Consider the following 10,592-nt stretch of genomic DNA (forward strand, 5'->3'; position numbering starts at 1 on the left):
CCCTAGGCCAAGCGGGACAGCACCAGCATGCGGTTGCCGTCGGGGTCGGTGACCCGGGCGGACCGCTCACCCCACGGTTGGTCGACCGGCTCCTCGACGACCGTCGCACCGGCCGAGCGCAGAGCGGTCACGGCGGCGTCGCAGTCATCGGCGTAGACGCACAACTCCCAGCGGTGCGCATCGGCCGGCCCGCCAGCCTCCGGGTTGGCGGCCAGGCCGAGCTCGCTGCTGCCCAGGCGGAGGGCGACGAACTCCGGAACGCCGTCGGCGGGAAACCGGTAGGTCAGCTCGAAGCCGACCACGTCCCGGTAGAACCGGATCAGTCGTGGCAGGTCAGGTGTCGTCACGATCGGAAAGGCTTCGGTGAACACGGACCACCTCCACGCCGGACCCTAGCCGCGCCACGGCTCCGGTGGAACAACCACTGTCGATACCGGTGGGCCGTCGTTGTTCGCTGACCCTCTTGCGCAGAATGGTTTGCGATGCAAACCTATTGGTATCGCAGCAGCGCTAGGGGCCTGGAGGTCACCGTGTCGGAACAATCGAGCACCGCGCCGAACAGCAGAGCCAACCCCGGGGAGCTCCTCGCGTCGATGGCCGCGCTCCGCCGCCGCACCCGGGTCACCCGGCACGCCTACTGGTTGCCGCTCCTGCTGTTCGGTCTCCTGATCGCGGCGGCGGCACCCCTGTACGTGGAGTCGGCCGACCCCCTCGCCATGCGCGGTACGCAGGACAACCCCGCGCTGACCGGCCTCGGTGGGGACTTCCTCGAACACTCGGCGGGCCTCGGGTGGTACTGGTTGGTGGCACTCGTCGGCGGCTACCTGCTGACCCTCGGGTGGTACCGATGGCACGGCGCGCGGGTGGGCGTACTGACCCCCACCCGGACGTACGTCCTGGCCGGCATCGTCGGCACACTGGTCGGGCTCGTGCTGCCGATCGTGCTGCGATTCCTGTTGCTCAACTCGGCGACGTCCGTGTCGAGCGCGACCAGCTGGGTGACCACACCACTGTTGGGCGTCTCCAATCGCGGCATGGTTCCGCATCTGGTCATCGCGGTGGGACTGCTGGTCCTGGCCCGACTGGAACGCAGCCGCGTACTGACGGCCGTGACCGTGTGCTACGTCGTCGCGGTCGTCCTGGTGAACGTCTACTTCCAGACCGCGGACTTCCAGCCGGGTGACCTCAACCGCCACAGCGTCCTGCTGGCGGCCCTGCTGCCGGCGCCGATCCTGCTCGTCGGTGGCATCATCGCTCTTTTCACCACGGGTAAGAGGTCCACATGAGCACCGGCACCGGCGGGCACCCGACGAACGGGCTCAGCGACACCGTTCACCAGCGCAACCGGCTCGGCATCCTCACCATCGCCGCCGAGGCCGAGCAGGTGGAGGTCGCCTACCTGCGCGAGGCGCTCGAACTCACCGCCGGCAACCTCTCCCGACACCTCGCCGTGCTGGAGGAGGCCGACCTGATCCACATCGACCGGGGCTACCACGGGCGCAGGCCCAAGACCTGGATCAGGATCACCGAGCAGGGGCAGGCCGCGTTGACTGCCGAGATCGACGCGCTGCGGGAGCTGCTCCGCCGCCACCAGGAGTTGGGTGGCCCTCCGCAGCCAACCGGGTAGGAGCCTGTCGTACGGGTGTCATAGGTTGCCGGTCATGAATGCGTCGATCCCCGCACCGGATCCGATCACCCGGCGCGTCGAGCGCCGGGAGACACCCGTCCTGTTCATCTCGACCGCCGACGAACAGGACGCGATCACCGAGGCGTGGGACCGCCTGGAGACGATCGTCGGGTCACTCCACGGGCGGAAGTTCTTCGGGGTCTTCGGCCCGCCCGACGGGTCATACCGGGTCTGTGTGCAGGTCCAGGACGACGACGATGCCACCGTGAGCGGGCTCGAGTCCGGGTCGATCCCCGGCGGTCCCTACCTGTCGACGACCGTGCGGGGCGAGCCCCCGGAGATCTACTCGCACATCCCCACCCGGTACGCGGAGCTGAAGCAGGTCGCCGACCACGATTCGACGCGTCCCAGCATCGAGTTCTACCGCCGGCGCGACGAGATCGACCTGCTGATCCCGGTGAACGCCCGCTAGCGACGCGGGCGGTTCACCGGGCTCACCTATCGCCCCCAGGGCTCGGCGGGTCGGCAGTCCGCTCCCGGCTCGCCGTAGACGAGGGTGCCGGCGGAGTCCACGTAACAGTGATCGAACTCGTCGGACGGGCGAAACAGCAGTCGGCGGTCGATCTCCGCTCCGGCGGTGTCATAGCTGACCAACTCGGCGTCCCTGGTGACTTCCGCGTGATCGGTGAGCAGGCCGAACACCCCGTTCACCAGCCGCGCCGTGGTCGTCTGCCCGTCGCCGTGTGCCAGCACCAGCCGTTGCACCCGAGCGCTGACCCGGCCGGTCACTGCCACGTCGCCCCCGTCGGCTTCGGAGGACACGAGCAGGAGCCGTTGGATCGAGCCAGGCAACCAGGCCCGTTGCGGCCAGACGCGTGCACCGGTGGCACCCCCACTGATCTCCTGACCTGGTTGCATCGAGACATTGCAGGTGAAATAGCCGGTGTCCGTAATGAACAGCGCCACGCCGTGGTGGTCCTGCTCGGCGGCCACGGCCAAATCGTTTATCGACAGTGGAATCCGCTCCATCTGCCCGTTCCACTCCAGGCACCGCTCCACCGCCCGGTGCAGCGTCGGGGACAGCTCACCCGAACCCATCGCCAGATGCCGCACCTCGTCCCCCCTCGGCACCGTCGCCACCCCGGCCACCACTGCGGCAGCCGTCGCCACGGTGGCGATCCCGAGTCGTACCGCCCTGCGGCGTCGAGGCCGGCGGATCGACGTCACCAGGTCCGCTCGCATCCGTGCCGCCCTGCCCGGCGGCAGATCGCGCTCGGCGGGCGGGTCGAGAATGTCGTTCATCGTTCCTCCTTGTTGCCGTCGGTGACCATCCGTGCCAGCCGAGCCCGTGCGCGACTCACGCGCGAACGGAGCGCGCCCTCGCTGATGCCGAGGACCGTCGCCGCCTCGCCGTACGGCACGCCGGACCACAGACACAGGGCCACCGCCTCCCGTTCCGCGCGAGGTAACCGGCGGACCACCGCCAAGACCTCGGTCATCTGCCGTTCGTCATCGAGCCGCGCGACGATGTCGCTGGCCGGGTCCGCGGCCGCCTCCCGCTCCGGCGGCAACCTCCGCAGGGCTGCCAACCACCGGCGGGCCGAGCGCCACTCGGTGCGGGTCGTGTTGGTGGCGACCACCAGCAGCCACGGCAACGCCGACCCGTCCACCAGGACCGCCGCTTCGCCGCGTCGACGCCACGCGACCAGGAAGGTCGCCTGCGTGACGTCCTCAGCGAGCGTCCACGAGCCGGTGAGCCGAAACACGTGGTTGTAGACCGCCCGGACGTACCTGTCGAAGAGTTGGCCGAAGGCGACCTCGTCACCGGCCGCGATGGTCGACCACAGATCCTGGTCGGACGGTTGTATCTGGCTCGTCACACCTGACTATGGCCGGTCGGGACGGATCCGTTGCATCCCCGCTCGAAGTCGGGGGCGGGACGAGGTGGGACACCGTGTCAGTGGCCGTGTCACGGTCGCGTCAGGGCGGTGACAGGCCGGCCGCCGATGGTAGCCACATGACGAGTTCAGCGATTGCGGTCTCCGGGCTGCGGAAGGCCTACAAGGACAAGGTCGTGCTCGACGGCATCGATCTGGATGTCCCCGCGGGCACGATCTTCTCCCTGCTCGGCCCGAACGGGGCGGGCAAGACGACGACAGTGAACGTGCTGACCACACTGGTGAAGGCCGACGGCGGGACCGTACGCGTCGCCGGACACGATGCCGCCACCCAGGCCAAGGCGGTACGCGCGGCGATCGGGGTCACCGGCCAGTTCGCGGCCGTGGACGAGCTGCTGACCGGACGCGAGAACCTGCAGCTGATGGTGGACCTGAGTCAGGTGCCCGCCAAGGACGGCAGGAGGGTCGTCACGGAACTGCTGGAACGGTTCGATCTGACGGAGTCCGCACAGAAGCCGGTGTCGACCTATTCCGGCGGGATGCGCCGCAAGCTGGACCTGGCGATGACGCTCGTCGGCGAGCCGCGGATCATCTTCCTCGACGAGCCGACGACGGGCCTGGATCCGCGCAGCCGCCGCACGATGTGGTCGATCATCCGGGACCTGGTGGCCGACGGTGTGACGATCTTCCTCACGACCCAGTACCTCGAGGAAGCCGACCAGCTCGCCGACCGGATCGCCGTCCTCGACCAGGGGCGCGTTGTCGCCCAGGGCACGCCCGACGAGCTCAAGCGCCAGATCCCCGGCACCCACGTCCGACTCCGCTTCACCACCGTCGCCGAACTCGACACCGCCGCCCGGGTGCTCGGCGACTCCACCCGGGACGACGAGGCGCTGGCCCTGCGGGTCCCCAGTGACGGCGGAACCGCCTCGCTGCGGGCACTGCTGGACCGGCTCGACGAGTACGCGATCAGCGCCGAAGGGTTCTCCGTACAGACGCCGGACCTCGATGACGTCTTCCTCGCCCTGACGGGCACCCGCACCCCGGAGGTTTCCGCGAAATGAGCACCAAGTCCCACTCGATCGTCATGCTTCGTCGCAACTTCACGCACCTCACCCGGAACCCGACCTCGGTGTTCAACGCGGTCCTGATGCCGATCGTGATCATGTTGATGTTCGTCTACATGTTCGGCGACGCCTTCAACGTCGGCGTCGACTACATCGACTACGCCACTCCGGGACTGATGCTGTTGGCAGTCTGCTACGGGCTGGGGGCCACCGCGACGGCGGTGAACTCCGACATGACGAAGGGCATCATCAACCGGTTCAAAGTCATGCACGTCTCCCGGGGCGCGGTGCTGACCGGTCACGTCGTCGCCAGCGTACTGACCAACCTGGTCGCCATCGCGGCCCTGGTCGGGGTGGCGTTCCTGCTCGGATTCAGTCCGTCGGCGAGCCTCCTCGGCTGGCTCGGCGTGCTCGGCGTCATCGTGCTGCTCGGCTTCGCCGCAGGCTGGCTCACGGTTGCCCTGGGGCTCTCGGCGAAGTCTCCAGAAACGGCGGGGCTGGCTTCCGTACCGTTGGTCATGCTTCCGTTCTTCAGCAGCGCGATCGTCCCGGCGGACAAGATGGGGCCCGGGCTGCGGGAGTTCGCGGAATACCAGCCCTTCACGCCGATCATCGAAACTCTCCGCGGATTCCTCAACGGAACGCCGTCCAGCGGTGACGTGATCCCCGCCCTCGCCTGGTGCGTCGGGATCGCTCTCGTCGGATACCTGTGGGCACGTTCCACGTTCACGAAGCGAGCGTGACCGCGACCAACCGATTCCACTCCGTCCGACTGCCTTCTCGCGCCGCCTCTGCGAATCCCACTTCGCCGAGGCGGCGCCGTACTTCCCGCTCGATCCGGGCCACATCCGGCTGGGAATGATCCTGCCGTCCTCGCACTCCGGTGCTCGCGGCGAGCAGCCGCGCGGCCAGCTCATGCTGGTCACGGCGCAGCGCCAGGTCCGCGACACCGACGAGTACCCGCGCGATCGAGGGTGCGTGCCCCGTCGCGGCTGCCGCCTCGCAGGCCAAGGAATGGTGTCTGCGCGCCGCATCGAGATCGTCCGCGACATAGCCGAGCAGGTCGTGTGTCAGCACGCGAATGTGCGCCTGCGTCGCCTCGTCGCGCAACAGGCTCGTCGCGACACCGACCTGGTGGGCCACCTCTTCGGCCTGGCCACGCCAGCGAGCGAGTTCCGCCTGGGACAGGGCCAGCATGGCCAACGCACCGGGCCACGTGACCCGCGCCGCGCACCGCCGCGCCTCGGCCATGGCTGCCGCGCTGGACCTCTCATCGCCGAGCAACCAGTACAGCTGAGCCTGCCGGGACCGCATCCGGATGATGTCCTCGACGGTGCCGACCTCGGTGACGACCGCGGTCGCCTCCTCGTAGAGCTCGCACGCACGGGCGAACTCACCACGTACGGCAATCAGCTCCGCCAACTCGGTCAGGGCGAACGAGATCCCGAACCGTTCGCCGAGTGCCCGGAACTCGGCAAGCGCCGCCACGAGGTGCGCTTCCACCTCCGGACCGTCCTGGCCGAAGATCATCCGCATCTTGCCCAGTTGCAACCGGGCCAGCGCGCGTACCCAGGGATCCTCGTCGTCCAGCAGCGGTTCCCACGCCTGCAGGATCGCGTCCGGGGCTCGCAGCATGCGTTCCAGCGGGACGACGAGCGCCATCCCCGGGTGGCTGGCGTGACTGCGTTGGCTGAACTCGTACGCCTTGTGGATCCACTCCGCCGCCTGGTGTTCGTCACCCGGTCCCGAGTTGATGAAGAGCACGACGAGCGCGTACACCGTGGCCCGGATCTCGTCGCTGACCTCGCCAGGCGTCTCGGTGGCCGCCGTGACCAACTCCATGCCTTCGGTCCGGTGTCCACCCAGCCACCAGTACCAGCCGGCACCCGCGGCCAGCCGCATGGCCGCGTGCGCTTCGCCCGCGGCGAGCGCACCGCGCATGGCGGATCCGATGTTGTCATGTTCGACCTCGAGAGTGGCGAGCCAGGTCACCTGGTCCGCGCGGCGAAGCTGCGGCTCCGCGGTCGCGGTCAGTTCGATGAAGTACGTCAGGTGCGCGTGACGTGCCAGGTCCGATTCGCCCGCCTCGGCGAGGCGGTGCGCGGCGTACTCCCTGATCGTGCCGAGCATCCGGTAGCGCGGGGCCTCATCGCCCTCGGCGACCACCAGCGACTTCTCGGCCAGCGCGGTGACCAACTCGAGCACATCCTCCGGCTCGACCTCGTCGCCGGCGCAGACCCGTTCGGCCGCTTCCAGGCTCGCCCCGCCCGAGAACACCGAGAGCCGGCGCAGGACCGCCCGCTCCGCGTCGGTCAGCAGCTCCCAACTCCAGTCGACCACCGCGCGCAGCGTCCGGTGCCGGGGCAACGCGGTACGGCTGCCGCCGGTCAGCAGGCGGAAACGGTCGTCGAGCCGCCTGGCGAGCTGGTCGATGGACATGGTGCGCAACCTGGCGGCGGCCAGTTCGATGGCCAGCGGCATCCCGTCCAGCGCCCGACAGATCCGCGCCATCGTGGACAGCGTGAGATTGTCGACCGCCAGGTCCCTCCGCACCGCGCCCGCTCGGTCCCGCAGCAACCGGACCGCGGGAGAGGTCTCGATCTCACTCGGGTCGGCGTCGACGTCCGGCAGGGCCAGCGGCGCGACCGGCCAGAGCGCCTCGCCGGTGATGCCGAGCGGTTCCCTGCTCGTCGCAATGATCCGCAGCCGCCGACACTCCCCTAGCAGCCGGTCCGCGAGTACCGCCGCCGACTCGATCACGTGCTCGCAGTTGTCCAGGATCAGCAGCGCCTCCCGCTCGCGGATCGCGGCGACGAGCCGGTCGATCAACTCCATGCTCGGTGGCTCGCCGAGCAGGGCGTCCCGGAGTCCGAGCCCGGCGAGCGTCGCCTGCACCACGTCACCGTCCGCGCCGATGGCGGCGAACTCCACAAGCCAGGCGCCGTCCGGCAGGTCGTCGAGCATTCTGCGTGCGGTCTCCGTGGCCAGCCGGGTCTTTCCGGAGCCACCCGGCCCGATCAGGGTGGTGAGCCGGTGCTCGGCGACGAGCGCGCCGACCTCGGCGATGGCCTCGTCCTTGCCGATGAAGCTGCTCAACTCGGCACGGAGGTTGGTCTTCCGGTGCTCCTCGCGCCGTTGCACCTCACCTCGCAGGAGCGCGACGTGCAACGCCGAGAGTTCCGGCGAGGGGTCGACACCCAGCGCGTCGGCCAGCGCCGCACTCGTGCGCTGATACACGAGCAGCGCCTCGTTGTCTCGGCCGCTCGCGGCGAGCGCCCGCATCAACGCGAGGACCAGCCGCTCCCGTACCGGATGCGCGGCCACCAGGTCGGTCAACTCCGCGACCAGCTCCGGACCGTGGCCGAGGCCGACCTCCACGTCGAAGCGATCCTCCAGGGCGGTCAGCCGCAGCCGGTCGAACCGGGTGACCGCCGCGTCCAGCGCCGCGCTGTCGGCCAGGCCGACGTCCTGCATCGCCGCACCGCGCCACAGATCGAGGGCCTCGCGCAGCCGCCGTCCCCGCTGCGCGCCCTCGTCGTCGCGAGCTTGGCCGACGAGCCGTTCGAACCGTACGGCGTCCACGTCATCGGGTTCGACGATCAACCGGTAGCCGTCGGCCTGCCCCTCGATCGACCCCTCCGGCAGCGCCTTCCGCAGCCGGGAAACCAAACGGTGCAGGGCGTTTGCCGCATCGGAGGGCGGATGCTCACCCCAGATCCAGTCGACGAGGCTCCCCTTCGGGACCACGCGACCCGGATTGAGCGCGAGGGCGGTCAGCAGCCCGCGCAGCCGCGCGCCCGGCACGTCGATGACGGTGCCGACGTCCGCGCGAACCTCGAATGGACCAAGCATCCTGACCTGCACCCGGCAGATCCTGCCACGAACGTGAGAAGCATCCGTGTCGCCGATGCCCGCTCCTGGGACCTGCCCGAAATGAGATGCGTACGAACTGGCGTACCTGTTGGATCTCGGCATGACGCATGAGATTGTTCGGCCTCGGAAGGCCCGGCCCGGGGACAAGATCGCGGTTCTCTCGCCGTCCTTCGCCGCGGCCGGCGCCTATCCCGAGATCCACGAGCAGGCCATGCGACGGCTCGCCGACCTGACCGGCCTCGTACCTGTCGAATACCCCACCACCCGGCAGGTCGGTGCGACCGCGGTAGCGCGGGCGGCGGACATCAACGCCGCCTTCGCGGCCCCTGAGGTACGCGGCATCCTCGCCGTCATCGGGGGCGACGACCAGATCACCGTCACTCCGCACCTGGACGCGGACCTCGCCCGAGCCGACCCGAAGCCCTTCCTCGGCACCAGCGACAACACCAACCTGCACCACTGGCTCTGGGGCCTCGGCATCGCCAGCTTCTACGGCGGGTCCTCCCAGGTGCACCTCGGCCCCGGGCCGGCCGTCGACGACATCCACACCCGCTCGCTGCGAGCGGCGTTACTCACCGGCGAGCGGTTGGAGATCACCGACCCGGGCGAGTCCGAGGATGTCGGGATCGACTGGGCCGATCCGCGAGCGTTGACGTCCTTCGGAGAACGCGAACCGACGGAGCCGTGGAGCTGGCACGGTCCGCGCCGTACGGTCACCGGCCCCACCTGGGGTGGGTGCCTGGAAGTCATCCAGTGGATCCTGACGGCGGGACGGTTCCCGTTCACTCCGGAGGCTCTGCGGGGCGGGGTGCTCGTCATCGAGACGTCGGAGGAACTCCTCCCCGCGCGCGAGGTCGGCTGGATCGTCCGATCCCTGGGTGAACGCGGCCTCCTCAGCGCCGTCGACGCGGTGCTGGTCGCCCGTCCGCCGGTCTCCGACCACACCCGGCGGCCCGCTACCGCGGATCGGGCTCGGCTACGTGAGCAGCAGCGCGACACGGTCGTCGACGTCGTGACCCGCTACAACCCGGAGGCAGTCGTCTGCGTCGGCATCCCCTTCGGCCACACCCGACCGCAGTGGATCCTGCCCCACGGCGGCCCGGTCACCGTCGATGGCGTGGAACGCCTGGTGTTCGCCGACTATCGATAGAGCCTGCTTACTCGACACGCCTCTGGCTACCGGTGCCCGCCCCTGCGTCGAGCGCGCCACGGGCACCTGTCCGCACCCGGATGACGAACGCCAGGATAAGCAGCAGCAGCGCGCCGCCGGCACCGATGAGGATCGCGTACGGCGCGACGACGTCGAGCACGCTGACCCAGGTCGGCATCCTGCTGTCGTGGACGATGCCCAGGCGGTGTGGGTCGCTGCCGTCGTTCGGCGGGGCCAGCACCCCGCCAGCGCCGTAGGCGGCGAGTAGGCCACAGAACGGCGCGATGATCCCCGGCCACCTCGATCCGGCGACGCCGACCCGCCGCGCCGCGATCCACAGAATCGGCACCAGCACCGCGGTCAGGACCAACCGCAGATAGGCGAAGGCTTCTTCCATGAGGGAGGCAATCGACCCGCTCATGCTGCTGCCATAGTTGAACAGCTCGGTGAAGTGGAGCAGATCCCAGACGGTCACGGCGGCACGAAGCAGCAGACCGACGGTGAGCACCGCGATGGGGAGCGGCATCCAGACGAGGTGCTGTCGATGTCGGGGTGGCGCGGTGACGGTCACGGCGACCAATCTATAAGGCAGTTGTGCGTGAATGGTGATGCCGCTGCGCGGAAGCCGAGTGCTTCGTCCGTGACCTAAAGAGTTCTCCCACACCGGCACAGCCACCGCAGCTCGGCCAACGGCTCAGGTCACACGCAGCATCGCCTCATTCAACATTCGGAAAAAGAACCCTGGCTGAATATGGCATTCATCCACAGTCACTCCGCGTCTACGCCTTCTTCGCAGCGGGTTGCATCACCTACCGTGGTTGAAGGTCTGCGGCTCGAGACCTCGTTTGGGCGCAGACCCCATGCGAAACGGCACCCGTCTAGTACTCCAGCAGGAGATCCGTTTCAGGGCTCAGTGAGGGCTTGTCGTGCGTAGTGGCTGATCTTGGCTTCGGCTTGGTGCTGGCGTCGGAAGATGG

At 69.1% G+C, this 10,592-nt stretch carries 11 protein-coding genes; 6 read left to right on the top strand and 5 right to left on the bottom strand.

Going from position 1 to position 10,592, the window contains the following annotated elements; all coding sequences use genetic code 11:
• Positions 1-2 precede the first annotated feature (2 nt).
• Entirely contained in the window at positions 3-347 is a 345-nt protein-coding gene (locus tag AB0C25_RS15000; RefSeq protein ID WP_357373330.1) for a VOC family protein, read from the bottom strand.
• 183 nt (positions 348-530) lie between these two features.
• On the opposite strand from AB0C25_RS15000, the gene AB0C25_RS15005 reads away from it, so the two are divergent.
• From AB0C25_RS15005 to AB0C25_RS15015, 3 genes are read left to right on the top strand one after another with little or no spacing between them, the layout of a single operon-like run.
• The gene (locus tag AB0C25_RS15005; RefSeq protein WP_357373332.1) at positions 531-1,286 is read left to right on the top strand and encodes a hypothetical protein; all 756 of its coding nucleotides are present in this window, start codon (positions 531-533) and stop codon (positions 1,284-1,286) included.
• Complete coding sequence (locus AB0C25_RS15010; protein WP_357373334.1) at positions 1,283-1,627, top strand: transcriptional regulator; 345 nt, start codon at positions 1,283-1,285, stop codon at positions 1,625-1,627. The genes AB0C25_RS15005 and AB0C25_RS15010 overlap by 4 nt, the downstream gene beginning before the upstream one ends.
• A 34-nt stretch (positions 1,628-1,661) precedes the next feature.
• On the top strand, positions 1,662-2,099 hold the full coding sequence (locus AB0C25_RS15015; RefSeq protein WP_357373336.1) for a GyrI-like domain-containing protein: 438 nt from the start codon (positions 1,662-1,664) through the stop codon (positions 2,097-2,099).
• Positions 2,100-2,125: 26 nt separating this feature from the next.
• Here the strand turns inward: AB0C25_RS15015 and AB0C25_RS15020 are convergent, their stop codons facing one another.
• Together AB0C25_RS15020 and AB0C25_RS15025 are read right to left on the bottom strand one after the other, a co-directional pair.
• A complete protein-coding gene (locus tag AB0C25_RS15020) occupies positions 2,126-2,929 on the bottom strand; it encodes a hypothetical protein (RefSeq protein ID WP_357373338.1) in 804 nt (267 codons plus the stop codon).
• Positions 2,926-3,507 (bottom strand): RNA polymerase sigma factor, encoded by a 582-nt coding sequence (locus AB0C25_RS15025; protein ID WP_357373340.1) that lies wholly within the window; start codon positions 3,505-3,507, stop codon positions 2,926-2,928. The genes AB0C25_RS15020 and AB0C25_RS15025 overlap by 4 nt, the downstream gene beginning before the upstream one ends.
• Before the next feature lie 137 nt (positions 3,508-3,644).
• Here AB0C25_RS15025 and AB0C25_RS15030 point away from each other — a divergent pair, with 137 nt between their 5' ends.
• Together AB0C25_RS15030 and AB0C25_RS15035 are read left to right on the top strand one after the other, a co-directional pair.
• On the top strand, positions 3,645-4,589 hold the full coding sequence (locus tag AB0C25_RS15030) for an ATP-binding cassette domain-containing protein (protein ID WP_357373342.1): 945 nt from the start codon (positions 3,645-3,647) through the stop codon (positions 4,587-4,589).
• Positions 4,586-5,335, top strand: coding sequence for an ABC transporter permease (locus AB0C25_RS15035; RefSeq protein WP_357373344.1), 750 nt, complete (start codon positions 4,586-4,588; stop codon positions 5,333-5,335). The genes AB0C25_RS15030 and AB0C25_RS15035 overlap by 4 nt, the downstream gene beginning before the upstream one ends.
• Here the strand turns inward: AB0C25_RS15035 and AB0C25_RS15040 are convergent.
• Positions 5,319-8,456 carry a BTAD domain-containing putative transcriptional regulator gene (locus tag AB0C25_RS15040; RefSeq protein ID WP_357373346.1) on the bottom strand — a complete coding sequence of 1,046 codons (3,138 nt, stop codon included), beginning with the start codon at positions 8,454-8,456 and terminating at the stop codon, positions 5,319-5,321. The genes AB0C25_RS15035 and AB0C25_RS15040 overlap by 17 nt on opposite strands.
• A gap of 109 nt (positions 8,457-8,565) precedes the next feature.
• Here AB0C25_RS15040 and AB0C25_RS15045 point away from each other — a divergent pair, with 109 nt between their 5' ends.
• A complete protein-coding gene (locus AB0C25_RS15045) occupies positions 8,566-9,615 on the top strand; it encodes an LD-carboxypeptidase (protein ID WP_357373348.1) in 1,050 nt (349 codons plus the stop codon).
• Positions 9,616-9,622: 7 nt separating this feature from the next.
• Here the strand turns inward: AB0C25_RS15045 and AB0C25_RS15050 are convergent, their stop codons facing one another.
• Entirely contained in the window at positions 9,623-10,186 is a 564-nt protein-coding gene (locus tag AB0C25_RS15050; protein ID WP_357373350.1) for a hypothetical protein, read from the bottom strand.
• Between the last annotated feature and the right edge of the window lie 406 nt (positions 10,187-10,592).

The sequence above is a fragment of the Micromonospora sp. NPDC048839 genome, from assembly GCF_040649915.1.
Taxonomy (GTDB): Bacteria; Actinomycetota; Actinomycetes; order Mycobacteriales; family Micromonosporaceae; genus Micromonospora.

Coding starts and splice junctions, on each gene's coding strand:
- AB0C25_RS15030 (WP_357373342.1), top strand. CDS start 3,645: ATGACGAGTTCAGCGATTGCGGTCTCCGGGCTGCGGAAGGCCTACAAG.
- AB0C25_RS15035 (WP_357373344.1), top strand. CDS start 4,586: ATGAGCACCAAGTCCCACTCGATCGTCATGCTTCGTCGCAACTTCACG.
- AB0C25_RS15020 (WP_357373338.1), bottom strand. CDS start 2,929: ATGAACGACATTCTCGACCCGCCCGCCGAGCGCGATCTGCCGCCGGGC.
- AB0C25_RS15010 (WP_357373334.1), top strand. CDS start 1,283: ATGAGCACCGGCACCGGCGGGCACCCGACGAACGGGCTCAGCGACACC.
- AB0C25_RS15045 (WP_357373348.1), top strand. CDS start 8,566: ATGACGCATGAGATTGTTCGGCCTCGGAAGGCCCGGCCCGGGGACAAG.
- AB0C25_RS15015 (WP_357373336.1), top strand. CDS start 1,662: ATGAATGCGTCGATCCCCGCACCGGATCCGATCACCCGGCGCGTCGAG.